Here is a 25,195-nt window from a genome sequence, read left to right as displayed (position 1 = left end):
AGAGCCGCGGCGGATCGCCTGAAGACGCGCATATGTTTGTTCCTAACTCAACCGGGGCGAGAGACTTGACCGCTTTGCGGCAGATCCCGGGAGGTCCTACACACAAAACAGGTTCGGCACGCACAAGCGCCGAACCTCTAAAGGTCACCTCAAAAGTATGGTTTGTTATTACTACGAGGACCGCCCCAATTTGGCAAAGTCTTTCCGAAATACCCGAAGGATTCCCGCAGGTTTTGCCAAACTCAGGACGCTTTGTCCGAGAACCACCAGTCAGGCTCGTGGGTGGGAGCTGGTTCAGAGGAGCGCCGCGCACTCAGATCGGTCACCACGGGGCTAACTCTGTTGCCTGTCTGCGCGCGCGTCCGAGTGAGAAGCATGCGGGCTACGGCCAGCAGTAATGCGGGAATTGAGACCAGGACCGCGACGCTGAGGGCATACATTGCCAGCAGCGCGTGAACAGGGGATCCGAAGAGGCTGGCGATGAAGAAGCTGCTGCCGAGCCAGGCCCACACCCAGAACAGGAGTACCGCGTAAACCAGCGCACGAGCACGCCGGTACTGCAACGGATAATTCATCCGCTGGTGCTCCATTCGCTTGGTCCCAGTAGTCGATGAAACCCGCAAAAAGCGGGTTTCAAGATTGATACTAGCCCCAAATCTGTCACTTGAACGTTTTATCGTCGTTAATAGGACGTGACCAGAAATAAAGACGAAAGAATTCGCGTCGACCGCGTGTATAGCGGGAAACTCTGGACCCGAGTGAATTCCGTCGGCGCTCGGGGTCGGCACCCGTTCGTACTCGTCTGCGGTATTGGCGTCTCATCCTATTACTTCGAACAGCTTGCTCCGCACCTGGAGCGGTCCGGGCCAGTGTGTGCGCTGGACCTTCCAGGGTTCGGGGGTGCACCGCACAATCGCAGTGGTCGGTCGATGAGGGAATACGCCGACCTCGTCAAGAGGGGGTCGAAGGCGCACAACGACGGCAAGAACCAGCAGGCTGAAGCGCACCGCAAGCTCCCGCGAGACTAGCCGCCCGTGAGCAGCGTGAGCCGCTAGAGCAGTCGCACGTGGTCGGGGTTGAGGTCTTCCACGCGGTTTACGCCGAGCAGTTGCATGGTCCGCGCGGTCTCCTTGCTGAGGATCTCAATGGTCCGGTCCACACCGGCTCGTCCGCCTGCCATCAGCCCGTACAGGTAGGCCCGCCCAATCAGGGTGAAGTCGGCGCCGAGAGCCAGTGCCGCCACAATGTCGCCGCCGCTCATGATGCCGGTATCGAGCATGATGTTCGTCTTGCCCTTCAGTGCGGCCGCGACGTCCGGGAGCAGATGCAAAGGGATTGGTGCCCGGTCCAGTTGGCGACCGCCGTGATTGGACAGCACAATTCCGTCCACTCCGTGGTCAACGGCCTTCTTGGCGTCGTCGACTGTCTGAATGCCCTTCACCACCAGGTTGCCCTTCCAGACCTCACGGAGCCAGTCAAGGTCCTCGTAGGTGAGGGTGGGATCGAACATGGAATTGATGAGGTCGGCCACGGTTCCCGAATAGCGGGACAACGAGGCGAAAGCCAACGGCTCATGGGTGAGGAAATTGAACCACCAGGCCGGCCGGTAGGACGCGTCCAGTACCGTCTTCGCGGTGAGTGCTGGCGGGATGGTGAGGCCATTGCGCACATCACGAAGCCGCGACCCGGCCACCGCAGTATCGACGGTGACCATAAGGGTGTCATTGCCCGCCTTGGCGGCGCGGCTGATCAATTCCATTGACCGGTCCCGGTCGGTCCACAGGTAGAGCTGGAACCAGTTCCGCCCATTCGGGGCTGCCGTAGCCACATCCTCGATGGAGGCGGTGCCCATGGTGGACAGCGTGTAAGGGATGCCAGCGGCCTCGGCCGCCTGCGAACCGGCATATTCGCCTTCAGACTGCATCATCCGGGTGAAACCGGTGGGGGCAATGCCGAAGGGCTGGGCGGATGGCTGACCCAACACGGACACCGAGGTGTCAACCGTCTCCACATTGCGGAGGATGCCGGGCCGAAATTCCAGGTCGAGGAATGCGCCCCTGGCCCGCCGTAAGGTAATTTCCGCTTCCGCCGCGCCATCCGTGTAGTCAAAGGGGGCGGTAGGAGTGCGCCGCTTGGCCTGATCACGGAGATCCCAGATAGTGCTGGCGCGCCTCAACCGGGCAGCAGCGCCCAGTTCAGGTTTCTTGAACTGCATCAGGGGGGCGAGGTCCTTGACTTTCGGGATGCGTCGTTTGAGTGCTGGGGGAATCTGGGATGGCATGCTGACCTCGCTTCAATCCGGTGTGGTCGGACCACAGGGCTTTTGGTGGACTCTACCGTCACCCGGCCCAGCCACGCAAGCATTGATAGCTGCCAGCGGTTGCGTTGCGCCTTCGTGCTTTGTCCCTGTGGTCCGACCGCTGACTACTATTGGTGCATGCGTAACCATGAGCTCGTGCTGTCGTGGATTGAAGCCGAGTTGGCTGCGGGTCGGCTGGCCGTTGGCCAGCGGCTGCCAGGCGAGCGCGCGGTTGCTGAGCAATTGAACGTGTCCCGCGCATCGGCCAGGGAAGGCATCCGTGTCCTTGAGGCGATGGGGGTGGTGCGGGCAGGGGTAGGGTCAGGCCCTGGTGCTGGCACAGTGATCACCGCAAACCCTGCCGTGGCGCTCGGCGCAGCTCTTCGCTTCCACGTGGCCAGTTCGCATCTTCCAGTGGAAGACATAGTCCAAACGCGTTTGCTGCTCGAAACCTGGGCCGTCGGGCAGGCACAAGCCACCGCGCCCTCCATGCTGTCGCCGAGGACCTCCTGGATGAGATGGACAATCCCGGGTTGGCGGCCGCCGAATTCCTCCGCCTCGATGCCCTGTTTCATGTGGCGCTCGCCGAAGCGGCCGGGAATGTGCTGATCGGCGCGATGATGTCCTCGCTTCGCGGGTCGATCGAGTCCTACACGCTGGAGTTAACCAGCCGCCTGCCGGACTGGACCCGCACTGTTGAACGCTTGCGAGCCGAGCATCGGGCCATCTTTCAGGCGATCGCCGACGGGAACAACAGCAACAACGCCGCCGACGACGACGACAACGACGACGCCGCCCGCTCGCCGGGGCCGGATGCCTCAGTCCTGATCGCCGACCATATCGCTGGCTTCTACCGCGAAGCGGGTTTATAACTCAGGGACGACGCGACGAATAGACGGAGGCAACACGATGAGTGCAACGGCAACCCTTGAAGAGGCCTACGGAAGAATTCCGGACGCTGTGCGCAGGGCCGTCACCGGTCTGGACCCGAGTCAACTGGCGTTCAGACCCGCCGGCCCCGGCAGCGCGGCAGGAAATTCAATCGCCTGGTTGGTCTGGCATCTGGCGCGGGTCCAGGACAACCACATTGCCGACGCCGCAGCGCTCCCGGAATTATGGGTCGTCGGCGGTTGGGCTGGACGTTTCGCCCTGGACCTCGATGAATCGGACACGGGGTACGGACATTCCTCGGCACAGGTCAGTAAAGTTCGCCCCGCCAGTGCTGACCTATTGGTCGACTATTTCGACGCCGTGCACGCACGCACGCTGGAGTTTGTTACCGGGCTCGACGAGGCGGACCTGAGCCGGATCGTCGACACTTCCTGGAACCCTCCCGTGACGCTTCAGGTCCGACTGGTCAGCGTGATCGAAGACTGCATGCAGCACGTCGGACAGGCGGCCTATGTGCGGGGTTTGCTGACCCAGGACGAGAACTAGGGTCTGGATCCGGACTAGGCGCGGGGTGCGGTGAGCCCGGTTTCGCGGAGCGTAATGTTCAGCCTGCCTTTGAGGCCAAGTGCCGGATCGCTGGTTCCCGGCTGGGTTTTCAGTACACCGTGGTAGGCAAAACGGGAAGGGCCTCCGAAGACGAACAGGTCACCTGATTCGAGGGCAAGGTCGGTCCAGGGCTTGTTTCGGGTCTCGGTGTTGCCGAAGCGGAAGACGCAGGAGTCGCCGATGCTCAGGGAAACCACTGGGGCGGGGGACCGCTCATCCTTGTCCTGGTGCATTCCCATCGCCGCCCCATCATCGTAGAAATTCACCAGGGCGGCGTCGGGTGCGTAACTGTTCGGACCGCCGTAGGCAGCGGTCACTGCATCGCGGCCCAGCTGGGCCAACCACTCCGGGAACTCGGCCACCTGGCCGCCACCGGCGTCGTCGGCGGTCTTGGTGTACCGGTAGGGCTGCCAGTGCCAGCCCAGGCACACGGTCTTGACCGACATCATCGATCCGTTGGGCATGCGGGCGGCCCGCATCGGGACGGGCCCTGCCGCCCACCCGCGGCACGCGACAACCAGTTCGCGTTGCTGCTCGAGGCTGAGCCAGCCGGGTAGGTGGACGGCGCCCGGAGCGGGTTCGATTCGTTCCCGCGGCAGTAAGGAATCCATGCCTCAATTGTGGCCGATCATTAGCAGAAACGGCCCGGAGGACCAGAAACCGCAGTGTGCAAGCGGCAGGTCTTGGCCTTTCGGCCGTTTCTGCAACGGGCTGGGTAACGGGCTCCGGGCAACGGGGCGCCGAGGAAGGTGGCGGGTTAGGTGGTCCAGAAGGTGAAGTCGTCCTGGCTGAGCGCCAACCGGGTATCCACTGCGTCGTCGCGCATCCAGACGGTCCCCAGTCCGGGGGCGGTTTCCTCGACCTGCCCGCGGTAGAGCACCTCGCGCTGGAGCCGGGCCTCGATGCGGTCACCCCGCTTCAGGGAACGCAGGCTGCGGATGCGGCTGCCACCGCCGGGGGTGGGGTCGGTGCGGCAGGGTTCGGCGTTGATGCTGGCCGTGGGCATGCTGGTCCTTTAGGTTGTGACGTGCGGGAGGGGGCTGGCCACTGCCAGCAATCTAGTTATGTCAACCCCTCGATGGGTAGTTTTTATTCCGGGGGCCGCAGCAGGAGTCGTTGCACCTCGTCGTCGGGCACCTGCCCGAACTGGTGGTACGCCTGCCCGACGGATCCGAGCGACGCCGCGTCCCACAGCCAGAACGTCTGATCGGCCAGCGGACGGATTCCGGCAAGGGAGTGTCCGAGGAAGACCGGGGCTGCCACCCACAGTTGGGCTGGGCGGAGCTGTCGGACGGCGTGGAGGGCAGCGCGGAGGGTGGCGCCGGTGGCCACGCCGTCGTCGACGATGACGATGGTCCGCCCAGCGATCTCCAGCGGCGGCAACCCGGCCCGATACAGTTCCTCCCGGCGTGCCAGTTCAACCAGTTCGGGGGCGATCGCCGCCTCGAAGGCTGCGTTGCCGTCACCGGTCAGGCCCGCAATGACTCGTTCGTTGCGGACGGTGCTGAGGCTACCGCCGGCGGTTGCGACAGCACCCATGGCCAGCTCGTCGAACCCCGGCACTCCGATCTTGCGGACCAGAACGACGTCGAGCGGGCAGCTCAGCGCCGCCGAAATCTCGGCGGCGACCGGCACGCCTCCGCGGGGAAGCCCAAGGACCAGCAGCCCGGGGGAACCGGCGAACGGCAGGAGAGCGTGGGCGAGTTGGCGGCCGGCGTCCTGCCTGTCGTCGAACTTTCGGGGTGTTGCGGACTTGCTGCGCATCGTCTGGGTCTGTTCATCAGAGGCGAAGAGTGGTAAACCGAATGCAACCCTACATTTCCGGCGAGGTCAAAGTCGATCACCGGAGGAACCAGGAGGCCCGCCATGAAGCTGCGGGACACCACAGGAAGACCGTCATGGGAGCCGCAGCGCGGCCGTCGCGAGTGGAAATCGGGTGGGGTGAGATGACTGCAGCACTGCATTCCCATAGCGCCCTGTACAAACGACCCGGCCCATGGTGCACCATCTATATGGACGCCAGTACCGGGTCCGGGGACTCCCTCCACGCCGATGACGCACGCCCCGACGCGATCGCCGCGGCCCTCCACAAGGCCGGTGCAGGCCGGCAGGATATCCAGGCGGTCGGCGCCGCGCTCGGCAGCTCGGCAAAGGGTCTGCCAGACCCCGTGGCGCGATTCCTCTTGGTCAACGACGGCGAGGTGGCATTTGACGAGTTCCTCCCAGGCCGGCTGGTGATGCAGGAGGTGCACGACGTCGGCCCCGTCCCCAACCTGGTGCCCCTGGTCCGGCACCGCCCCCAGGAGTTTGCCTATGTGGTGGCGGAGGCGGGCCGCGACGGCGGAACCATCCACCTGCATCGGGTCAACAGGTCCGACGACGAAAGCACCGAGGTGGAAGGGTCCACCGAAAACCTCAAGAAGATCCCGGGCGGTGGCACGTCACAGGGTGGGTATCTGCACCGGACCGAAAACATCTGGCGCGCCAACGCGGGGGAAATTGCCGATGAAATTGATCGGGTGGTGCGGAATAGCCGCGCGAAACTGCTGATCCTCGCCGGCGATATCCGGGCGCGGAACCTCGTGGCAGAACAGCTGTCGGAGGCGAGCCGGGCCATCCTGAGCGTGGTAGAGAGCCACACCCGGACGGATGGGGCTGACCGGGATGCGTTTGCCCGGGAGGTGTCGTCGCGGGTGGCTGCCTGTGTCGCTGGAGAGCAGCAGCAACTGCTGGAGCGTTTCGAGAACCAGCAGGGAAGGGAGCATCCCGAGTCTGTGGCAGGACTGGGTGCTGTGGTTCATGCGCTTCAGCAGGGTCAGGTGGGGACTCTCCTGATTGAGCGTTCCGCCTGGGACGAGCAGCGGTTGCTGGCGCTCGCCGCCGAACCCTGGATCGCGGCTTCGACGAACGAGATTTCCGGCGCCCGTCTGATCGGTACCCTTTCAGCGCCCTCGGCTCTCCTTCGCGCCGCCGCGCTCACCGACGCCGACGTCGTGCTGTTCCCGCCCGGGGCGCTCGACCCGCACCGGATTGCAGCACTCCTGCGCTGGCCACTCGGACCAACCACCCCGTAGCGGTCCGGCTAGGTGGGCTCACGCGGGTCGGAGATTGTGAGCCAGAGCCGATGCGTGGTGATCACCACTGCCAGCCACCCGAGGCCGAGCGTGGCAGCAACCACCACATCCGTGACCCAATGGTGGCCCAGATAGACCCGGGTGGCGGCCATCAAAAGGGTGAATATCAGAGCGCCAGCGATGATCAGGGCGCGTGAGCGATTGCGGTGCGCCCCCAGCACGAGCAGGTACGCGATGATGCCGCTGATCACCATGGCGTTCAGCGTGTGTCCGCTCGGGAACGACGGCGACGATTCGTACGGTGGGACCGCAAACTCAAGCGGTGGGCGCAGCCGTCCGATCGCATTTTTCCCCAGCACGGTCATCAGCAGCGACCCGGAGGCTGCGACCGCCACGAGGACCAGCGGTGTCAGGGACCGGCGTCGAAAACACAGGCCGGCGATCGCGGCGGCGGTAAGCAGCGGCATCATGATCGGACCGCCAAGGAACGTGAAACCGCTCGCCAGCGCCACGAGGACCGGATTACGTAGCTGCACTGACGCATCAAGGGCCGGCTGGTCCAGGACGGCAATCCCATCCGTTTCCGCGACCGCCTCATACACTTCGGCCGACGCGAGGGCCAGGGACACCGCGATGCCGACGCCGACCGCCAGGATCAGCAGCATGGCCCAGCGCGGTCCGACCCAGCGGGCCAGGGCACGCACCCAGCGCACTGTGACCCGTCCCACCGGGGTGGTCCAGCGGGTGTAATCCCTGCCGCCAACGAAATGGTCCTTGTCGGATGTCATTGGTCGACTCTAACGCGACGGCGGGGCCTAGGCTGAGGGGATGAATGATCACCAATCACTGCGCGACCTGGTGCACGGGGTCGCGGTCTTCCCCGATGAGCTGCCTCACTTCGATCCTGCAGCCGTGCCGGATTCGCCGGTGCACCTCTTCCATGAATGGCTGGCGGCTGCTGTCGATGCCGCGGTGATGGCACCGCATTCAGTCACCGTTGCAACGGTGGATCGGGACGGCCTCCCCGACGCCAGAGTGGTGATCCTGAAAGACGTGACTGAGCAGGGGTTTTCCTTCGCCAGCAGCAGCGACAGTCCCAAAGGCCGCCAACTGCAGGGTTCCCCGGCGGCCGCCCTGGCCCTGTTCTGGCCCACGATGGGCCGTCAGATCCGCATCAGGGGCAAGGTTCGCCCCGCGGGCGTCGAGGAGAACGACGCCGACTTCCGCCGCCGCCACCCGGTGGCGCGAGCGCTGGTGCTCGCCGGTGAGCAGAGCAGCCGCCTGCGCGATCGGGAGGAACTCGACGCCGCCGTCGCTGCCCAGCTGGATCGGTTCGACGCCCTCGACGGTGAAGCTGCCGCTCCCGGGTCGGCCACCTGGACGGTTTACACGGTGGTCCCGGACACCGTCGAGTTTTGGCAGGCCGACCCCGAACGTCGGCACCTGCGGTTGCGCTATGCCAGTGACGGCGACGGCTGGTCACGGGCCCTGCTCTGGCCGTAGGGTCGGTCGGGCCGCCGCTACCCGTCGTCGTCGTCGCCTGCTGTTCACCGACCCTTCGGATCGGGGACACCCGCCCGTCACCTCTGACCAATCCGGCGGTGGCACCGTGGGGGTGTGAGGATCGTGATTGTTGCTGAAACATTCCTGCCCGCCGTGAACGGGGTAACCCATTCCGTCCAGAAAATGCTCGAGCATTTCGCGGCGCGAGGCGACGAGGTGCTGGTGATCGCCCCCTCCGGGGCCGGCGGGGCTGAGCCTAACCGTGGACGGACGGTCCGCATCCACCGGCTGCCCGCCGTGCCCCTGGCCGGGTACGGGAGCGTTCGGGTGGCGCTGGGCGGTGTCACCCGGGTACGCAATATTCTGGCGGACTTCGCACCGGACATCATCCACCTCGCTTCGCCCTTTGAGCTGGGGTGGCGGGCGGTGCGTGCTGCCGAGCAGCTTGGCATTCCCGTGGTTGCCGTCTACCAGACTGATGTCCCCGGCTACGCCGCCCGCTACGGTGTCCCATTCCTCGCCAATTGGGCGTGGCAGCGGGTGGAGAACATTCACTCAGGCGCCGCCCGCACCCTGGCGCCGTCCACCTCAGCTGTCGACCAGCTGCGCGGGCACGGTATTCCGCGGGTGCATCTGTGGCGGAGGGGGGTCGATACGCGACGGTTCCACCCCGGTCGGCGGGACCACAAACTGCGGTCGGTGCTCGCCCCCGGAGGGGAACGCCTGATCGGGTACGTTGGCCGGCTCGCCGCCGAGAAGCAGGTTGAGGATCTGCGGGTCCTGGCTGATATCGAAAACACCCGACTGGTGATCATCGGCGATGGCCCCCTGCGGGGCGCCCTGGAGGAGGCCCTCCCGAACGCGGTCTTCACGGGGTTCCTCGGTGGGGAGGAACTGGCAGCAGCCGTCGCCAGCCTTGACCTCTTTGTGCACCCCGGCGAACTCGAAACCTTCTGCCAGACCATCCAGGAGGCCATGGCCTCCGGCGTGCCGGTCGTTGCCACCGGCCGGGGCGGACCCCTGGACCTCGTCGATATCTCCCGTACCGGTTGGCTCTATACGGCCGGCAACCTGGACCAGATGCGCGGCCAGGTGATGGACCTGATCGGGGATGACGCGAAACGTCAGGCGTTCGCGGAGGCCGCCTTCGCGAGCGTGCAGGGCCGCACCTGGCCGGTGCTCTGCGAGCTGTTGGTCCAGCACTATGAAGAGGTCATGGAGGAACATGCGCTGCTTCGTCTCTGAGGCACAGGGCGGTGTAGCCGCCACCGCGGTATGAGCGAGCGCACACGGCGGTACGTGGCGCTCGGCGATTCCTTCACCGAGGGGGTGGGGGATCCGAGCAAACACCTGCCCAACGGCGTCCGCGGCTGGGCCGACCGGGTGGCCGAACGGCTGGCGAAGGACCAGCCGGGATGGGAATACGCAAACCTGGCGGTGCGCAGCAAACGACTGCGCCACATCACCGCCGAGCAACTGGAACCAGCGCTGGCACTGCGCCCCACCTTGATCACCCTCTACGCCGGAGGCAATGACATTCTCGACGCCGGAACCTCGGTGCCGCTCCTCCTCACGGCGTACGAGGAGCTGGTGGCACCGTTGGCGGCGACCGGGGCCAGGGTGCTCCTGTTCACGGGGTACGACGTCGATGTGTCCCCCGCGCTCCGGCTGCTGCGCAAGCGCCACCAGCTCTATAACGACGGCGTCCGCCAGATCGCGGACCGGTACGGCGCGGACCTGGTGGATTACTGGGGCTTCGAAGCCTATGAGGACCGGCGCATGTGGGGGCCGGATCGGCTGCACATGTCGAAGGCTGGCCACAAATACATGGCCACCCGAGTGCTGGACCTCCTGGAGGTGCAGCACTCAGTGAAACTGAAGGACTGGGAGCCAGCGGTCCCAAGGACATTCAGGGAGTGGGAACGCGCCCAGCGCCGATGGATCCACGACTGGGTGCTGCCATTGGCGGGGCGCAAGATCCGCCGGGTCACCCTCGGGGACAACCTGCCCCCGCGCTGGCCCACCCCGGTGGTGGTGCCACCGAAAGGCGGGCTTCGCCGCCTCGTGAAGGACCAGGGCCTGCCTGCGGTGCTGGGCGGTCCCGGCGTGCCCTAGCTTGCCCCCACAATCAGCAGGATCCCGGCGAACACCACACCTGAGACGATCAGGGTAACCATGGTGTAGCCCAGGATGTCGCGCATCTTCAGGCCAGCGATCGCCAGCAGCGGCAGGGCCCAGAAGGGCTGGATCATATTGGTCCACTGGTCGCCGTAGGACACGGCCATGATCGCTACTGCGGGGTCTACGCCCAGCCGTTCGGCTGCGTCGAGCATGATCGGTGCCTGCACCGCGAACTGTCCGCCACCTGATGGTACGAAAAAGTTCACCAACCCTGCGGAGAGCAGGGCGAACAAACCAAACGTGGTGGGGTTGGCGATGCTCACGAACGCGTCCGAAACCACGTTGATGAGGCCCGTCGTCGTCATGATGCCCATGATTCCGGCGTAGAGAGGGAACTGGAGAAGAATTTCGCCGACGTTTGACGCAGCGTTCTTGGTCAGCGCGATCAGCTCGAAGGGGCTGCGGACCAGGAGGAATAGCAGGGCGAGGAACGTCCAATTGACGATGTCCAGGGTGGCGGTGCCGCCCTGCACATAGTGGACCACCAGGTAGGCAACCAGCGCCATGCCCAACAACGTGGTGAGGATACGGCTGGCGTCGATGCGGTCGGCGGGGGTGACGACGTCGTCGTTCAGCGCGACGTCATCGGTGTGCCGGGCGTCGACCTGCAGCTCGGAAATCCTGTCCCCGGAGCGGGGAGACACCAGTGCCAGGGCCGCGCTCACCAGGACAATCGTGGCGATGGCGGCAGTGATGTTCCACCAGGAGAAGGTGGTTTCGGTGATGGGGATGGTGGTGCCGAGCTGCTCGGCGATGAATGAACCCTCGGTCGCCGCGGTCAAGGGGCCGGACCCCGAGTAGCCCATATGCCACACCACGAAACCGGAGAACCCTGCTGCGACCAGCATCGGGAAATGCAGTGCCATGCCGCGCTCGCGGGCCTGCGCGGCAACCTCTTTGGCGAGCAGGCCGCCGACGACGAGGCCCAGCCCCCAGGTGATCAGCGACGCCGTGGCGGCAACCACGAACACGAAAACATAGGCCTGCATCGGGCTTCGGGGGATCCCGCCGAGACGGGCCAGCAGTTTCCGGACCGGCCCGGTGTGGGCCAGCGCGTGGCCGAGCAACAGGATGAGAGCCATCTGGGTCATAAAGGCGAGCAACCCTGACAGGCCGTCGCCCCACCCGTTGAGGACGTCAACCGGCCCCGCATCCGTGAAAATCAGCGCGGCGACAGCGACGACGAGGCTGAGTACGACGGCGAACACCAGCGCGCTGGGGAGGAAGCGTTCAACCACCGAGTTGATCGGACGCATCGCAGCCGACACCGCTGATGTTTTTTGTTTTGCTGGGGGACCGGAGGTCGGCATGGCTGGGTTCTCCTGTGAATAGACGTCATTGTCGGTTCGGTAGGGCTCCGATCCGGCACCAACGTTACTTCACCGGCAACCGCCGCGGGTCAATCTGTACGACAATGGTGTCCACAGCATCATCCCCACCAACTGCCGTGGAAAGGTAAGCCGTTGATCAAAGAGATCGCCGTTTTCAGTGGACAAGCAAGTGGGGGATTCGCCGAGGAGATCTGCGGGCACCTGGGTGTGCCGCTGCTCCCGTCACGGCTGCAGCGCTTCGCGAACGACTGCCTGGAAGTGCAGTTGCTGGAAAACTGCCGTGAACGGGACGTATTCATTGTGCAGCCGCTGGTCAAGCCAGTGCAGGAGAACCTGATGGAGCTGCTCATGATGATCGACGCCGCCCGCGGGGCCTCCGCGGGACGCATCACGGCCGTGATGCCACACTATTCGTACGCGCGTTCCGACAAGAAGGACGCACCGCGCATCTCCATCGGCGGCAAGCTGGTGGCGGATCTTCTCACCACCGCTGGCGCATCCCGGGTCCTCACCATGACCCTGCACGCGCCGCAGGTGCAGGCGTTCTTCGGCGTTCCCGTGGATCAGCTGCACGCCCTGCGGGAACTCGCCGCCCATTTCAAGGACCTGGACCTGAGTAACGCCATCGTGGTGTCTCCTGATCTGGGCAACGCGAAGGCCGCGACCGCGTTCTCCCGACTGCTGGGCACGCCGGTCGCCGCCGGGGCCAAGGAACGGTTTGAGAATGACCAAGTCCGAATCACCTCCATCATCGGCGACGTCAGAGACAAAGACATCGTGGTGCTTGACGACGAGATCGCCAACGGCAGCACCGTTCTGGAGTTGCTGGATCACCTGGCGAAAATGGGAGCACGGAAGGCGCGGGTGGTCTGCACCCATGGCATCTTCTCCAACGGAGCCGTCGAGCGGATCGCCGAGCGCGACGACGTCATTGAGGTGCTCTGCACCGACACCGTTCCCATCGGGGAAGACAAGGCTCATCCGAAACTGAAAGTCATTTCGGTGGCCAACGCCTTCGCCGAAGCGATCCGCCGTATCCACACCGGAGAATCGGTGAGCGCCCTCTTCCAGTCAGAGGACATCAGGGTCTGACGTTGTTCGCGGTCGCGGCGGAACCCGGGGTAGCCGTCGGGGTGTTGCCGTTGTCAGGTCGTCCTCCGGCATCACTACGGTGAGGTGGCGGCCCAGGGTCGCTGCCCTAGGTGGCTGAAGCCAGACGTCGTCGGAGTTCGTCCGCCGCGCCGCTCTGCGGGTTTCCTTCCGGCAGTGGTCCACGGCCCCAGAGCCAGAGCAGCAACTCGGCGGGCCTGCCGCTGATCTGGGCATCAGCCCGGTCACTGACCTGGCGTTCAAGGGTGACGACGTCCGGGGCGATAGCCAGGGTCCAGGCTAGTCCTGCGCTCCGCAGGGTGATGGTGGCGCCGCTGGCGTCGTCGTCGGGCTTGCTCCGGACGAGCATCACGGTGAGGATTTCATCGATGCCGTCCACCGCAAGGTCGGGGTCGATTGGGTGGGGATGGCCCAGCGCGGATTCGAGGTCATAGCGGTGGATGGACGTTTCGTGGGCGAGCCTGCGGATCCAGAAGCCGACCGTCTGGTCGTCCTTGACCCAGGTGAAAGCCGGATCCGTTGGTGCGTGGGCATCGAACTGGTCCATCAGCCGCGCGTAGCACTGTTGCAGCGCGGGGATCGGCTGCATCTGGTCCAGCTCTGGTGGCGGCCAGGTCCCGGTCGGCCTGGCACCGGTCCGGATGGACTCGGACTTGTGAAGGTACACCATCGCCGTGTGGCGAATCAGGTCCTCCCCGGTCCAGCCCGGGCAGGCGGATACCGCAGAGATCAGGGCCGAGGGTGCCAACTCAACCATCCGGGAGTGGTCGCGGGCCAGCAGCGCACGGTACCGGTCGAAGGGAAGGGCGTACGGATACGGAGCTGTCATTACCCGAGTCTAGGCACAATGCCGGCGGAAGGCCGTGAGCCCGGCGGCCAGGAACCGGTGCGGGGCTCGTCCGGCCGCAAAGACTCATCGCGTGCTTGCATCCCGAATGTTACTGGCCGGTAATATAGGTTCATGCACCTTCTGTTTCGGACCCTGCTGACCCTGTTCACCTCCAGACGCCGCCCAAAGTTGAGTATCTGGGGAGAGTCTTCATTGCCGCTCCGCGTCCTGCCCACGGACATTGACATCGCAATGCATGTCAACAACGGCATGTATTTCTCCCTCATGGACCTGGGCCGGTTCGACCTGATGATCCGCAGCGGCACCTGGTCAATGATGCGGCGTAGGGGCTGGAGCCCGGTAGCCAACGGCGAGACCATCAGCTTCCGCAAATCCCTGACCCTGGGTCAGCAGTACACCATCGAGACCCGCATTGTCGGGTTCGACGAGCGTGCCATCTACTTCGAGCAGCGGATGGTCAGTGGTGGCGAAATCTACGCCAAGGCGGTCATCGCCACCCGGCTGGTCTCCAAGAACGGCCCGGTCAGCAACGAAGACATTTTCGCCGCCCTGGGGCAGCCCCCTGCCGCCCTGGTCCTGCCGGAATGGATCCACGAGTGGCGCCTGAACAACTCATTGCCCAGCACCAGGCGCCCCGCCCCGCACGTCTGGGTCCGGTAGGCCTGGTTCGAGTTTCCCGCACGCGGAAGGTGCCAGCCGGCCGCCCAGCGGGACTTATTCGGTTGAGAAATCAGTGAACTCGCCGGTCGGAGCACCGTAGGACCCGTCGACGTCGTTCACCCGTCCGGGAGCGGCGGCGGAGCCAAGCCAGGAGGCCAGTTCATGGACCGCCCGGTCGGCGCCCTCGGCCACGATCAGCACTGACCCGTCTGCCCGGTTCGAGGCGATGCCTGAGAGCCCCAGCGCCAGAGCCCGTTTGCGGGTGTAATAGCGGAACCCGACACCCTGCACGGTTCCGGTCACGGTCGCTGTGAGCCGGGTTTGCTGCTGTTCATTCATCGGTTCAGCGTAGCGAACCACCTCTCAACCCCCTAGGTTTGAGGGTATGCCTGCAACCGAAACATCCAGCACGTCCAGACCACCCGAGCCAGACCTCCTGATCCGCCTCGCCGAGGCTCACCGCGTGGGCACAGCGTTCCGGGGCTGGGACGGCCAGGAAAAGAGTGTCAGCCCGCAGACCCTGACGAAAGTGCTGAGCGCGCTCGGTGTTGCCTGCGAAACGAACGACGACGCCGTCCGGGCGCTGCACGACGCCGAAACGGCTCCCTGGCGGCGGACGCTCCCTCCCGTCGTCGTCGGCCGGGAAACGGTGGTCCAGGACGTTCCGATTATTACCCCAGCGGGAAGCCGGCCGACCATTCGCCTCTTGCTCGAAGACGGACAGCTGAGGGAACTGGAGCTGTCCGGCAGCGCCGTTGAGCAGTCAGAGATCGACGGCGTCCCCCTGGAACGCCTGCACCTCACCCTCCCGGGTGATTTGCCGCTCGGGTGGCATACCCTGCACGCGGTCCAGGCCGATGGCGCCGTCGCAGAGTGCACACTGGTTGTGACTCCACAGCGGCTGAACACCACGGCGCGGCTCAACCGAACCTGGGGGCTGATGGCCCAGCTGTACTCGGTGCGGTCCAAGGACTCGTGGGGGGTCGGGGACATCGCTGACTTGGGTCAGCTGGCAGCCTTCTCGGCGAGCAGGGGGGCGGGGTTTGTGCTGATTAACCCCTTGCATGCCGCCGAACCCGCTCCTCCTGTCGAACCCTCACCGTATCTGCCGTCTACCCGGCGCTTCTTCAACCCGCTTTATCTTCGGGTGGAGAACGTCCCCGAGTACGCGGCGTTGACTGCCGGGGCGCGGGATGCCATCGAACACGATGCTGTGACCCTGCGGCAGGCCAACAGCGACGCTGACATTCTGGACCGGGACAGCAGCTACGCCGCGAAGCTCAGCGCGCTGGAGAGCATCCACCAGGTGCCACTGAGCGACGAAAGACAACGTTCCTTCGATGAGTTTCGGGCGCAGGAAGGTGAGGGCCTGGAAAGCTTCGCCCTCTGGTGCGCGCTCGCAGAAACCCTGCCCGCGGGAGCACCCGAATGGGACGACCAGTCCTACCTCGACACCCGGCGCGTAGCCCTGGCGGACCGGATCGGGTTCTACCTCTGGCTGCAATGGCTCTGCGATGAGCAGCTTGCCGCAACGCAGCAGGGCGCGCTCGACGCCGGGATGACCATCGGTATCATCCATGACCTGGCCGTCGGCGTGCACTCCCACGGGTCCGACGCGTGGTCCCTGCGCAGCGTCCTCGCGGAAGGGATTAGCGTCGGCGCACCACCAGACATGTTCAACCAGCAGGGCCAGGACTGGAGCCAGCCGCCGTGGCATCCTGGCCGCCTGGCCGAATCCGGGTACACCGCCTATCGGGACATGCTGCGCACGGTCCTCAAACACGCCGGTGGTATCCGCGTGGACCACATCCTCGGCCTGTTTCGCCTCTGGTGGATCCCCGCCGGCGGCGGGTCCGGCGACGGCACCTACGTCTATTACGACCACGAGGCGCTCATCGGCATCCTGGCCCTCGAAGCGCAGCGGGCCGGCGCCGTCGTCATCGGCGAAGATCTCGGCGTGTTTGAGCCCGGGGTGCAGGACTACCTGGCCGAGCGCGGCATCCTGGGCACCTCGATCCTCTGGTTCGAGCACGACGACGACGGCCCGCGCCGTCCCGAAAGCTACCGCCAGGCATGCCTGACCAGCGTCACCACCCACGACCTGCCGCCGTCCGCCGGGTACCTGGCGGGCGAACACGTTGACCTGCGGGAGTCACTTGGGTTGCTGAACCGACCGGTTGAGGAAGAACGCTCGGCCGACCAGGCCGCCCAGGACTCGGTGCTGGCACTGGTCCGTGCAGTGACGGGACCAACTGCCGGAGGCGCCGCCGACACGGTGGAATCAACTGTAGAAGCGCTGCACCGGTTCATTGTGCGAACTCCTTCGGTGCTGCTCGGCGTCGCGCTGACGGATGCGGTGGGGGAGCGGCGCACCCAGAACCAACCGGGGACCAAGGACGAGTACCCCAACTGGCGGATCCCCCTCGCCGGATCTGACGGCCAGTCAGTGCTCCTCGAGGACCTGCCGGACAATGAGCGGTTTGCCGCCCTGGCGCGGGTGATGGCGGGTTGATCCGGGGGGACCGACTCATTCCGGGGCGGCGCCCCGAAGGTTCTATGCTGTAACCATGGCCCCCGCCGAATTATATTTCCCTCTCCCCTCCGCCTGGTCGCGCGCGTTGGGCTACCGAAGGATCCGTTGTGGGTGAGCTCCCGCCGGACGGCGTGCAGGGGATTGACGCCACCCTCAGTCGCGGTGCGGACAACATCCTGAGGCTGCGGTGGGCGCGAGGCATCTCAATCACTGAAGCCGACGCCCGCCTGGCAATGGATCAGGTGAACAAGCTGTGCGCTGGGGAAAGCCTCCCCATGCTCGTTGACATGGCGACAACGAAGGCCGTCAGCCGGGGAGCGCGAACGGTGTTCGGTCTGCCGTGCTCGGCCTCGCGGATTGCGCTCCTGGGCTCCTCGCAGGTGGATAAGGTCATTGCCAACTTCATTCTGGGCGTGAGCTCGCTACCGTGCCCCACAAAATTCTTCACCTCCGAACCGGCCGCGCTTGGCTGGCTGAAGGAGAGGTAAGTGGCGGAAGAGTTTGTGGACAAGCGGCTCGACGCCTTGGTGGAGGGAATTGTCCGGCTCTCCTCCGGAGACCTGTCAGCCAGGATGGAAGTTTCTCCCGCCCGGGATTCAATGGACGCCGTGATCAGCGGTGTGAATCTCCTGGCCGAGGAACTCGAAGTTCTCTATGAAGACCTGGAGCAGCGGGTCCGTGACCGGACCGCCCGCTTGCACGCGGCCCAGGTCGAGTTGGAACGAATGGCTATGTATGACAGTCTCACCGGTCTCCCGAACCGAACCTTGCTGCGCCGACGGATTGACGACGAAACGCTGGCCGCGGCCGCAGGGGTGCAACCTGCGGCATTGATTCTGCTGGATCTTGACGCGTTCAAAGCGGTGAACGATAGCCTCGGCCATTCTGCCGGCGACCAGGTGCTGATCGAAGTGGGACGTCGTCTTGAATCGACCGTCCGGGAATCCGATACTGTGGCACGGCTGGGCGGCGACGAGTTTGCGGTCTTGTTGCCGCAAACTGCCGACGAGATCGCCTGTGAAATCGCTGAGCGTATCCTTTACGCGTTGCGGCCGGCGATGATCGTTTCCGAAACCAGCATCCGCATCCTGGCGAGTATCGGTGTCCGGTGCGGTGAAGCCGGGCAGTCGGGCGAAGACATGATGCGCGACGCCGATACTGCAATGTATGTGGCGAAGAACCTTGGCCGCAGCAATGTCCAGGTGTTTCACCCAGCCATGCTGCAAGCGACGCACGAGCGTTTCACCATTCTCGAGGAGCTGCGTCAGGCCATCCCAGCAGGCCAGCTCAGAGTTCATTACCAGCCGCTGGTCTCCCTTCAGACCTCCACGATTATTGGCGCCGAGGCTCTGGTGCGCTGGCAGCACCCGGACCGTGGGCTGCTCTATCCGGACCATTTCATTGGGATAGCGGAGGAGAGTGGACTGGTCGTCGATATCGGTGAATGGATGATTAACGCGGTCGCTGCTCAGCTCGGAGACTGGGGGGATGTGTTGGATGGTCGGGACTTTGCCGTCCGAATCAACTTGTCCGCCGCTGAAAGCAGGGCCCCCGGTCTGGCTGACCTCATCGATCGGGCCCTCGCCAGGCATGCTGTTCCCACCGATCGGTTTATCGTCGAGATTACTGAGACTTCCCTGATGACTGATCCGGAGGCGAGCTCCGCCAATTTGCTCGGGCTGCGGGAGCTTGGCGTCGGTGTCGAAATCGATGACTTCGGTACCGGCTACTCGTCCATCAGCTACCTCAGGAAACTTCCCGCCCAGGCGGTGAAAATGGACAGCTCGCTGATCGAAGACATTGTCGATGATCCGAGGTTGAAGTTTGTCGCTGCCGTCCTGCAACTGATCGAAGCGGCTGGTCTCCTCTCGGTCGCGGAGGGAATTGAGACGGCTGACCAGGCCAGGCTACTGAACCGAATGGGCTGCGATTACGGTCAGGGTTACTTTTTCGGCCGGCGGCAGAGGCGGCAGTAATGGCAGGGCTAATCGGTAAAGGATTGCCCTCGCTGAGGGTTTAGTGTTGACGCGTGCCGACATTCCCGAAGAAATACCTCCTGCTGCCTGCGGTCATCAGGCTCTCCTCAGGGGTGCCCAGGGATCGTAATGTCGCCTGGGAAAACTATTGGCACCGGATTCAAAGCACAGGGTCCGACGGCGACGTGTTGTGGGACGCTGGCGGGGACCAGGAGTTCAATAGCTACCTTCCCGGCCTCAGCCGCACCCTGAACCCTGCGCTGCCGGTCATTGATATCGGCTGCGGCAACGGTGCATTCACCCGGTTGCTGGCCGCCCACTTCCCCCTGGCTGTAGGGGTGGACGTCGCCTCGAGTGCCACGTCCCGTGCGCTGACCGAATCGGCTCACCTCAGCAACGTGGACTATCGCACCGCCGACTGCACCGCTCCGGGGGCCGGCGAGCTCCTGGCAGCCGACTTTGGCCACTCGAACGTCTTCGTCCGGGGCGTCTTCCACGTCCTCGACCCGGCGGCCCGCACTGCCCTGGCCGCCACGCTCAAATCCTTGGTCGGGCCCCAGGGGCGGGTTTTTCTGGTGGAAACCAACTATCGAGGCGACGCGCTCAGCTACATTTCGCGCCTTGGCGCCTCGCCCGGCAGGATTCCCAAACCGTTGGAGCTCGCCATCGGCGGTCTGCCGAAACCCGGTCATTTCGGCCCCGCCGAACGTCAGTCAGCCTTCGACGACGAGTCCTGGGCTGTGCTCGAGGACGGTCCGGTGACCATTAACGCTGTTGCCATGCGGGCGAAGGGCGAGCCGGAGCAGATCCCGGGCTACTACGCAGCGCTCGCGCCCCGTTCCTGAGTCGACCAGGTCGTCAAAACTCATCGGTTGCCCGTTCAAACTATTATGTGATCTTCGTCTACCCTTAGTGAGGTTGAATATTGAACAATTTCACGCAGCGTCAGCGCCCGCGGTCCTGACAGTACCCACCGTTCCAGCACGAAGGAGACATTGATGAGTTGGCTTGCCCGCGAACACACCATCGCCCCGCCCGGGTTTAACCGTTGGTTGATCCCCCCCGCAGCCCTGGCGGTGCATCTCTGTATCGGCCAGGCATACGCCACCAGCGTGTACAAGAACGCCCTGGTTGAGCACTTCGATGCGAGCCTGACGCAGATCGGCGTGATCTTCTCGATCGCCATCGTGATGCTGGGCCTGTCGGCCGCAGTGATGGGCACCTGGGTAGATAAGAACGGCCCCCGCATGGCCATGTTCACCTCGGCTCTTTTCTGGACCGGTGGTTTCCTTGTCGGCTCACTCGGAATCTTCACCAACCAGCTGTGGCTCGTCTACCTGGGCTACGGCTTCATCGGTGGCATCGGTCTTGGCATCGGTTACATCTCCCCGGTTTCGACCCTGATCAAATGGTTCCCGGACAGGCCAGGGCTGGCTACCGGTATGGCCATCATGGGCTTCGGTGGCGGCGCCCTGATCGCCAGCCCCCTCTCCACCCAGCTGTTGCGGATGTATGACCCGAACTCCGACGTCGAGGGCTGGGTAGCCAGCGGCGATTCGGTGGGCATGCTCTTCCTCACCCTCGCAGCCATTTACCTCGTGTACATGATGTTCGGTGCGTTCACCATCAAGGTCCCCGCAGCTGACTGGAAGCCAGAAGGCTTCGACCCCTCAACAATCAAGACCAAAGCGCTCGTAACCTCCGATAACGTCTCGGCCAAGAACTCCATCAAGACCAAGCAGTTCTGGCTGGTCTGGATCGTGCTCTTCTGCAACGTCACGGCAGGTATCGGCATCCTTGAGCAGGCGTCCCCAATGATCCAGGACTTCTTCCGCGAGGCAGACGGCTCCACCGCGGTCACCGTTGCTGTCGCCGGTGGGTTCGTTGGGTTGTTGTCGATTGGAAACATGGCCGGTCGCTTCGTCTGGTCCTCCACCTCAGACATCATTGGTCGCAAGCGGATCTACATGATCTATTTGGGTGTTGGCGCATTGCTGTACACCACGCTGGCGCTCGCCGGCGCGGGCACCACGATCCTCTTCGTGTTCCTGGCCTTCTTCATCATTTCCTTCTACGGCGGCGGCTTCGCTACCGTTCCTGCCTACCTGCGTGACCTCTTCGGCACCTACCAGGTCGGCGCCATTCACGGCCGGTTGCTGACCGCCTGGTCAGCCGCGGGTATCGCCGGACCACTGATCGTCAACGGTTTCCTCGATGCTCAGGGCACACCAGGCGAGCTCACCGCAGCCGCCTACCAGCCGGCACTGCTCACCATGGTGGGTCTGCTGGTTATCGGTTTCATCGCCAACCTGATGATCAAGCCGGTCGACTCGAAGTTCCACGAACCAAAGGCGGCTCCCGAATCCGGGACGTCCACCAAAGAATCCGCTATGGAGGCATGAGATGAAGGTAGCAAGCACCACGTTCGTATGGGCCCTTGTGACCGTTCCCTTGGCATATGGGATCTTCCAGACCATGACCCGCGTGTCAGCACTGTTCGGCGGCTAACCACCCGCAGCTTGTAGTGCTGCACCAACGACGGCGGCCCCCACCCCTTGCAGGGTGGGGCGCCGTCGTTAACGAGCCGTCGTCGTCGGTCGACCAGCTCTCCGACCAAAGGGCCGGTGTGCCGTTTACCAGCGGGGGTGGATCGCTTCACGGAAGTGGCGGTCGTAGATATCACGGACGCCGTCGTTCAACCGGGCCCCAAGATCCCCGGTGTCCGCTGCTGCTGCGTTGGCGCGCGCCTGCTCCACGGTGCGGGCGCCGGGGATGACGGTGCTGACGCCGTCCTGCGCCACAATCCAGGCGATCGCGGCCTGGGCGGTGGTCACGCCGTCGGGAACCAAGCCCTCGAACTCCTTGACGGCCGTCAAGCCGGTATTGAAGTCAACGCCTGAGAAGGTCTCTCCGACGTCGAACGCTGAACCGCTGATGTTGTAGTTCCGGTGGTCGTTCTCGGCGAACGTCGTGTCCTTTGAATACTTGCCGGAGAGCAGCCCCGAGGCGAGCGGAACCCTCACGATGATTCCGACGCCAGCCTCCTTGGCCGCGGGCAGCACCTCGTCCAGTGGTTTGAGGCGGAAGGCGTTGAGGATGATCTGGATGGTCGCAATGTTGCCGTGTTTGAGGGCGGCCAGGGCCTCATCAGTGCGTTCGACGCTGACCCCGTAGTTGCGGATGGCGCCTTCGCTGACCAGCGTGCCGAGGGCATCGTAGACCTCGGCGTCGGAATAGACCGACGACGGCGGACAGTGCAGCTGCACCAGGTCAAGAGTGTCCACACGGAGGTTGGTGCGGGACCGGTCGATCCACTGGCGGAAGTTTGCCAGCGTGGAGTTCTCCGGCCTCTGCTCCACCCTGCGGCCCATCTTGGTGGCGACGGTGATGTCCAGGCCGGGGTTATCCGCCAGGAAGGCGCCGATGGTCTGTTCGCTGCGGCCATCGCCGTACACGTCGGCGGTGTCGAAGAAGGTGATGCCGGAATCCACGGCGGCGTGGAGGATGGCCGTGGCATCGTTGGGGTCTACGTCTCCCCAGTCGGCGCCGAGCTGCCAGGTGCCCAGCCCTACGGTCGAAACGGAGCGTGCGGTCTTACCAAGAGTTCGTTGTTCCATCCACTGACTCTAGCCAGCCGAGCGTCTGGCGCGGCAATCCCCGGATTCCGGTCCGCTGCGCTCTGGTCCGTCGGAGCGGGCAGGCGTAGCCTAGGGGCCATGATGAGAGTGGTTGTGGTCGGGGGTACTGGTCTGGTGGGACACCATCTGGTGGACGAATGCGTGAGACGAGGCCACCAAACGCGGTCGGTCAGCCGTCACCTTCCCGCCCACCACTCGCCGCGGTGGGTCGCCGGTGCCGAGCACATGGCAGCCGATGTGACCACCGGGGAGGGCCTGACGGATGCGCTGGCCGAGGCCGATGTCCTGATTGACGTCCTCGACGGACAGTTCGGAAAAGGTCAGCGGGCGCTCGACGACGGCGCTCTGAACCTGCTTACCGCAGCCCGAGAGGCAGGAATCGCGCGGGCTGTGGTGCTCTCGATTGTCAACTGTGACCTGGCGGCGTTCTCCTACTATCGGGCCAAGGTGCGCCAGGAGAAGATCTACCAGAATTCGTCGATTCCATCAGTGGTGGTCCGGGCTACCCAGTTCCACAACTTTCTGACGGTAGTGTTCGACGGCGGGCGCAAGGCCGGAGTACTTCCTGTCCTGAAGAACGCCGTGTTTCAGCCGATCGCCGTTCAGGATGTGGCAGGTGCGCTGGCCGACGCGGCAACCCATCAGCCGATACCCCAGGGGACCATCAACGTCGGCGGCCCACAAGTGCTGGAAATGGCCGAGCTGGCTCGCATCTACCGCGACGTCACAGGAGCAACCGGCCGCCAGATCACCCTGCCGCTGCCGGGTGCTCTCGGGAAGTTCTTCAGTAGCGGCGAGAATCTTGCCCGCGACTCGGCCGTCAACGGCTTGACCTTCGAGGCCTGGCTGCGCCTGCGCTCGGTCTGATGAGGCCAGACATCCCGGTCATGTCCCGACGGCGCTCGCACAGCGTACGGACCTGCACGCAAACACGCCGGGGGTACGCAGCACCAGGGCGCCCCTCCACACAGAACCGCCGGTTAGGTCCAGAGTCGCCGCTTGCAAGCGGCGACTCTGTGCCCAACCGGCGGTTCTATGGTCGCCCCCACAGGTCGCCTCGAGGGGCGCCTTCGTGCGGGCGGCGTGTTTCAGCCCGCCGAGGCCGAGGACCGCACTGTCGCGGCGACGGGTTCCTTGGCCGGGAACGACGGCGGGTTCACGCCGGCCATCTCTTCCATCACCCGGACCACCTGGCAGCTGTAGCCGAACTCGTTGTCGTACCAGACATAGAGCACCAGGTTGGTGCCGTTCGCGATGGTCGCCAGTCCATCGACAATCCCGGCCCGGCGGGAGCCGACAAAGTCGGTGGAGACGACGTCGGGCGAGTCGATGTAGTCGACCTGTTTGCGCAAATCGGAGTGCAGCGACGTTTCGCGCAGGTAGGTGTTGACCTCGTCCTTACTGGTCCCGTCGGCCAGGGTCAGGTTGAGGATTGCGATCGAGACATCGGGGGTCGGCACGCGGATGGAGCTGCCGGTCAGTTTGCCCTCGAGCTCGGGGAGCGCCTTCGCGACGGCCTTCGCCGCACCGGTCTCGGTGATGACCATGTTCAGCGCCGCTGAACGGCCACGCCGGTCACCCTGGTGGAAGTTGTCGATCAGGTTCTGGTCATTAGTGAACGAGTGCACCGTCTCCACATGCCCGTGCACCACACCGAACCGGTCATTGATGGCCTTCAACACGGGGGTGATGGCGTTGGTGGTGCAGGACGCGGCGGTGACGATCTGGTCCGTGGGCAGAATGGTGTTGTGGTTGATGCCATGCACAATGTTCTTCAGCGCACCCTTGCCCGGCGCCGTCAAAAGCACCCGGGCAATGCCCTTGCTCTGCAGGTGCTTGGACAGCCCTTCCTCGTCGCGCCAGCGTCCGGTGTTGTCGACCAGCAGGGCGTCCTTGATGCCGTAGGCGGTGTAGTCGACGGTGGACGGGTCGTTCGAGTAGATCACCTGGATGTGCACGCCGTTGGCGGTAATCGTGTTGGCTTCTTCGTCGATCCGGATGGTGCCCTCAAAGCTGCCATGCACCGAGTCGCGGCGGAGCAGGCTGGCCCGCTTCATCAGGTCGTTGTCGGCGCCCTTACGGACCACAATGGCGCGCAACCGCAGCCCGTGGCCACCGCCGGCCTTCTCGATCAGGAGCCGTGCCACCAGGCGGCCGATGCGCCCGAAACCATAGAGCACGACGTCGGTGCTGGTGCGTTCGTCGGCCCCGCGCTTGTCGACGACGTCGGCCAGCTCCGCGCGGAGGAAGTCCTCCAGGGAGGCGCCACCGCCGTCGGCCTTGAACTTCTGGGTCAGCCGGGCAATATCGATGGCCGCGGCGCCCAGATCAAGGTCCACCAGGGTGCGCAGGAGCGGCGCGGTTTCCTCGAGGAACAACTCTTCCTTGCTGATCCGGCGGGCAAACCGGTGGGCTTTGAGGATGTTCATGGCCGACTTATTGATGAGGCTGCGGCCGTGGATGCTGATCACCACGTTGTTTTCGCGGTACAGCCGCCCGATGACGGGGATCATTCCCTCCGCAAGAGCCTCTCGGCTCATCCA

Annotated in this window: 24 protein-coding genes and 1 pseudogene; 14 read left to right on the top strand and 11 right to left on the bottom strand. The window is 64.5% G+C overall.

The features are described from left to right. Positions 1-242: 242 nt before the first annotated feature. Together DDA93_RS02185 and DDA93_RS02180 are read right to left on the bottom strand one after the other, a co-directional pair. Positions 243-575: a hypothetical protein gene (locus DDA93_RS02185; protein ID WP_035747490.1), complete on the bottom strand. Its 333-nt coding sequence runs from the start codon at positions 573-575 to the stop codon at positions 243-245. A gap of 476 nt (positions 576-1,051) precedes the next feature. Beyond that, complete coding sequence (locus DDA93_RS02180; RefSeq protein ID WP_116777965.1) at positions 1,052-2,281, bottom strand: alpha-hydroxy acid oxidase; 1,230 nt, start codon at positions 2,279-2,281, stop codon at positions 1,052-1,054. Between the two features lie 156 nt (positions 2,282-2,437). Here DDA93_RS02180 and DDA93_RS02175 point away from each other — a divergent pair. Both DDA93_RS02175 and DDA93_RS02170 read left to right on the top strand, forming a co-directional pair. After that, positions 2,438-3,171: pseudogene (locus DDA93_RS02175) on the top strand (FCD domain-containing protein). A 37-nt stretch (positions 3,172-3,208) separates the two neighbouring features. Beyond that, positions 3,209-3,736: a DUF664 domain-containing protein gene (locus tag DDA93_RS02170; protein ID WP_019484106.1), complete on the top strand. Its 528-nt coding sequence runs from the start codon at positions 3,209-3,211 to the stop codon at positions 3,734-3,736. Positions 3,737-3,750: 14 nt separating this feature from the next. Here DDA93_RS02170 and DDA93_RS02165 read toward each other — a convergent pair whose 3' ends face one another. From DDA93_RS02165 to DDA93_RS02155, 3 genes are all read right to left on the bottom strand, one after another. Then, positions 3,751-4,407 (bottom strand): alpha-ketoglutarate-dependent dioxygenase AlkB, encoded by a 657-nt coding sequence (locus DDA93_RS02165; protein WP_019484107.1) that lies wholly within the window; start codon positions 4,405-4,407, stop codon positions 3,751-3,753. 146 nt (positions 4,408-4,553) lie between these two features. After that, positions 4,554-4,802, bottom strand: a complete 249-nt coding sequence (locus DDA93_RS02160; protein WP_019484108.1) for a hypothetical protein — start codon at positions 4,800-4,802, stop codon at positions 4,554-4,556. An 83-nt stretch (positions 4,803-4,885) separates the two neighbouring features. Continuing rightward, positions 4,886-5,560 carry a phosphoribosyltransferase family protein gene (locus DDA93_RS02155; protein WP_019484109.1) on the bottom strand — a complete coding sequence of 225 codons (675 nt, stop codon included), beginning with the start codon at positions 5,558-5,560 and terminating at the stop codon, positions 4,886-4,888. Between the two features lie 41 nt (positions 5,561-5,601). On the opposite strand from DDA93_RS02155, the gene DDA93_RS02150 reads away from it, so the two are divergent. Next, entirely contained in the window at positions 5,602-6,870 is a 1,269-nt protein-coding gene (locus DDA93_RS02150; protein WP_019484110.1) for a Vms1/Ankzf1 family peptidyl-tRNA hydrolase, read from the top strand. 8 nt (positions 6,871-6,878) lie between these two features. On the opposite strand, the gene DDA93_RS02145 is transcribed toward DDA93_RS02150, so the two are convergent. Further along, complete coding sequence (locus DDA93_RS02145) at positions 6,879-7,658, bottom strand: phosphatase PAP2 family protein (RefSeq protein ID WP_019484111.1); 780 nt, start codon at positions 7,656-7,658, stop codon at positions 6,879-6,881. A 40-nt stretch (positions 7,659-7,698) separates the two neighbouring features. Between DDA93_RS02145 and DDA93_RS02140 the strand changes: the two genes are divergently transcribed. The 3 genes from DDA93_RS02140 (at position 7,699) to DDA93_RS02130 (ending at position 10,488) form a co-directional block, all read left to right on the top strand. Continuing rightward, positions 7,699-8,373 (top strand): pyridoxal 5'-phosphate synthase, encoded by a 675-nt coding sequence (locus tag DDA93_RS02140; protein ID WP_019484112.1) that lies wholly within the window; start codon positions 7,699-7,701, stop codon positions 8,371-8,373. Positions 8,374-8,487: 114 nt separating this feature from the next. After that, on the top strand, positions 8,488-9,618 hold the full coding sequence (locus DDA93_RS02135) for a glycosyltransferase family 1 protein (protein ID WP_019484113.1): 1,131 nt from the start codon (positions 8,488-8,490) through the stop codon (positions 9,616-9,618). Between the two features lie 30 nt (positions 9,619-9,648). Next, complete coding sequence (locus tag DDA93_RS02130) at positions 9,649-10,488, top strand: SGNH/GDSL hydrolase family protein (protein WP_019484114.1); 840 nt, start codon at positions 9,649-9,651, stop codon at positions 10,486-10,488. Here DDA93_RS02130 and DDA93_RS02125 read toward each other — a convergent pair. Beyond that, positions 10,485-11,864: a TIGR00366 family protein gene (locus DDA93_RS02125; protein WP_019484115.1), complete on the bottom strand. Its 1,380-nt coding sequence runs from the start codon at positions 11,862-11,864 to the stop codon at positions 10,485-10,487. The two genes, DDA93_RS02130 and DDA93_RS02125, sit on opposite strands and share 4 nt — an antisense overlap. Positions 11,865-12,020: 156 nt before the next feature. Here DDA93_RS02125 and DDA93_RS02120 point away from each other — a divergent pair, with 156 nt between their 5' ends. Next, positions 12,021-12,977, top strand: coding sequence for a ribose-phosphate pyrophosphokinase (locus DDA93_RS02120; RefSeq protein ID WP_024476315.1), 957 nt, complete (start codon positions 12,021-12,023; stop codon positions 12,975-12,977). Between the two features lie 106 nt (positions 12,978-13,083). Here DDA93_RS02120 and DDA93_RS02115 read toward each other — a convergent pair whose 3' ends face one another. Continuing rightward, positions 13,084-13,824, bottom strand: a complete 741-nt coding sequence (locus DDA93_RS02115; RefSeq protein WP_019484117.1) for a maleylpyruvate isomerase family mycothiol-dependent enzyme — start codon at positions 13,822-13,824, stop codon at positions 13,084-13,086. 132 nt (positions 13,825-13,956) lie between these two features. On the opposite strand from DDA93_RS02115, the gene DDA93_RS02110 reads away from it, so the two are divergent. Continuing rightward, entirely contained in the window at positions 13,957-14,505 is a 549-nt protein-coding gene (locus tag DDA93_RS02110) for an acyl-CoA thioesterase (protein ID WP_019484118.1), read from the top strand. A gap of 54 nt (positions 14,506-14,559) precedes the next feature. Here DDA93_RS02110 and DDA93_RS02105 read toward each other — a convergent pair whose 3' ends face one another. Continuing rightward, the gene (locus DDA93_RS02105; RefSeq protein WP_024476314.1) at positions 14,560-14,844 is read right to left on the bottom strand and encodes an acylphosphatase; all 285 of its coding nucleotides are present in this window, start codon (positions 14,842-14,844) and stop codon (positions 14,560-14,562) included. Between the two features lie 46 nt (positions 14,845-14,890). Between DDA93_RS02105 and malQ the strand changes: the two genes are divergently transcribed. The 5 genes from malQ (at position 14,891) to DDA93_RS02080 (ending at position 21,416) form a co-directional block, all read left to right on the top strand. Continuing rightward, positions 14,891-17,017: a 4-alpha-glucanotransferase gene (gene malQ, locus DDA93_RS02100; protein ID WP_116777964.1), complete on the top strand. Its 2,127-nt coding sequence runs from the start codon at positions 14,891-14,893 to the stop codon at positions 17,015-17,017. Positions 17,018-17,169: 152 nt separating this feature from the next. Continuing rightward, the gene (locus DDA93_RS02095) at positions 17,170-17,526 is read left to right on the top strand and encodes an STAS/SEC14 domain-containing protein (protein WP_237715341.1); all 357 of its coding nucleotides are present in this window, start codon (positions 17,170-17,172) and stop codon (positions 17,524-17,526) included. Continuing rightward, positions 17,527-19,014, top strand: a complete 1,488-nt coding sequence (locus DDA93_RS02090; protein WP_243400486.1) for an EAL domain-containing protein — start codon at positions 17,527-17,529, stop codon at positions 19,012-19,014. 53 nt (positions 19,015-19,067) lie between these two features. Next, entirely contained in the window at positions 19,068-19,859 is a 792-nt protein-coding gene (locus DDA93_RS02085) for a class I SAM-dependent methyltransferase (protein ID WP_116777963.1), read from the top strand. A 153-nt stretch (positions 19,860-20,012) separates the two neighbouring features. After that, positions 20,013-21,416, top strand: coding sequence for an OFA family MFS transporter (locus DDA93_RS02080; protein WP_116777962.1), 1,404 nt, complete (start codon positions 20,013-20,015; stop codon positions 21,414-21,416). Positions 21,417-21,647: 231 nt separating this feature from the next. Here the strand turns inward: DDA93_RS02080 and DDA93_RS02075 are convergent, their stop codons facing one another. Then, positions 21,648-22,631 (bottom strand): aldo/keto reductase, encoded by a 984-nt coding sequence (locus DDA93_RS02075; protein WP_116777961.1) that lies wholly within the window; start codon positions 22,629-22,631, stop codon positions 21,648-21,650. A 99-nt stretch (positions 22,632-22,730) separates the two neighbouring features. On the opposite strand from DDA93_RS02075, the gene DDA93_RS02070 reads away from it, so the two are divergent. Further along, a complete protein-coding gene (locus DDA93_RS02070; RefSeq protein ID WP_116777960.1) occupies positions 22,731-23,519 on the top strand; it encodes an NAD(P)H-binding protein in 789 nt (262 codons plus the stop codon). A gap of 221 nt (positions 23,520-23,740) precedes the next feature. Here the strand turns inward: DDA93_RS02070 and DDA93_RS02065 are convergent, their stop codons facing one another. Then, the gene (locus tag DDA93_RS02065; protein ID WP_024476899.1) at positions 23,741-25,192 is read right to left on the bottom strand and encodes a glyceraldehyde-3-phosphate dehydrogenase; all 1,452 of its coding nucleotides are present in this window, start codon (positions 25,190-25,192) and stop codon (positions 23,741-23,743) included. Positions 25,193-25,195 lie beyond the last annotated feature (3 nt).

It is taken from the genome of Arthrobacter sp. Bz4, assembly GCF_003075455.1.
In the GTDB taxonomy this organism is placed as follows: domain Bacteria; phylum Actinomycetota; class Actinomycetes; order Actinomycetales; family Micrococcaceae; genus Arthrobacter_D.
Note: the sequence above shows the minus strand (reverse complement) of the source record. Positions and strands in the feature narration are given on the sequence as shown.

Bases quoted from the DNA above. Each gene is read 5' to 3' on its own strand.
- DDA93_RS02185 (WP_035747490.1), bottom strand. From the start codon at position 575: ATGAATTATCCGTTGCAGTACCGGCGTGCTCGTGCGCTGGTTTACGCG.
- DDA93_RS02180 (WP_116777965.1), bottom strand. From the start codon at position 2,281: ATGCCATCCCAGATTCCCCCAGCACTCAAACGACGCATCCCGAAAGTC.
- DDA93_RS02170 (WP_019484106.1), top strand. From the start codon at position 3,209: ATGAGTGCAACGGCAACCCTTGAAGAGGCCTACGGAAGAATTCCGGAC.
- DDA93_RS02165 (WP_019484107.1), bottom strand. From the start codon at position 4,407: ATGGATTCCTTACTGCCGCGGGAACGAATCGAACCCGCTCCGGGCGCC.
- DDA93_RS02160 (WP_019484108.1), bottom strand. From the start codon at position 4,802: ATGCCCACGGCCAGCATCAACGCCGAACCCTGCCGCACCGACCCCACC.
- DDA93_RS02155 (WP_019484109.1), bottom strand. From the start codon at position 5,560: ATGCGCAGCAAGTCCGCAACACCCCGAAAGTTCGACGACAGGCAGGAC.
- DDA93_RS02150 (WP_019484110.1), top strand. From the start codon at position 5,602: ATGCAACCCTACATTTCCGGCGAGGTCAAAGTCGATCACCGGAGGAAC.
- DDA93_RS02145 (WP_019484111.1), bottom strand. From the start codon at position 7,658: ATGACATCCGACAAGGACCATTTCGTTGGCGGCAGGGATTACACCCGC.
- DDA93_RS02140 (WP_019484112.1), top strand. From the start codon at position 7,699: ATGAATGATCACCAATCACTGCGCGACCTGGTGCACGGGGTCGCGGTC.
- DDA93_RS02130 (WP_019484114.1), top strand. From the start codon at position 9,649: ATGAGCGAGCGCACACGGCGGTACGTGGCGCTCGGCGATTCCTTCACC.
- DDA93_RS02125 (WP_019484115.1), bottom strand. From the start codon at position 11,864: ATGCCGACCTCCGGTCCCCCAGCAAAACAAAAAACATCAGCGGTGTCG.
- DDA93_RS02115 (WP_019484117.1), bottom strand. From the start codon at position 13,824: ATGACAGCTCCGTATCCGTACGCCCTTCCCTTCGACCGGTACCGTGCG.
- DDA93_RS02110 (WP_019484118.1), top strand. From the start codon at position 13,957: ATGCACCTTCTGTTTCGGACCCTGCTGACCCTGTTCACCTCCAGACGC.
- DDA93_RS02105 (WP_024476314.1), bottom strand. From the start codon at position 14,844: ATGAATGAACAGCAGCAAACCCGGCTCACAGCGACCGTGACCGGAACC.
- malQ (WP_116777964.1), top strand. From the start codon at position 14,891: ATGCCTGCAACCGAAACATCCAGCACGTCCAGACCACCCGAGCCAGAC.
- DDA93_RS02080 (WP_116777962.1), top strand. From the start codon at position 20,013: ATGAGTTGGCTTGCCCGCGAACACACCATCGCCCCGCCCGGGTTTAAC.
- DDA93_RS02075 (WP_116777961.1), bottom strand. From the start codon at position 22,631: ATGGAACAACGAACTCTTGGTAAGACCGCACGCTCCGTTTCGACCGTA.
- DDA93_RS02070 (WP_116777960.1), top strand. From the start codon at position 22,731: ATGATGAGAGTGGTTGTGGTCGGGGGTACTGGTCTGGTGGGACACCAT.
- DDA93_RS02065 (WP_024476899.1), bottom strand. From the start codon at position 25,192: ATGAGCCGAGAGGCTCTTGCGGAGGGAATGATCCCCGTCATCGGGCGG.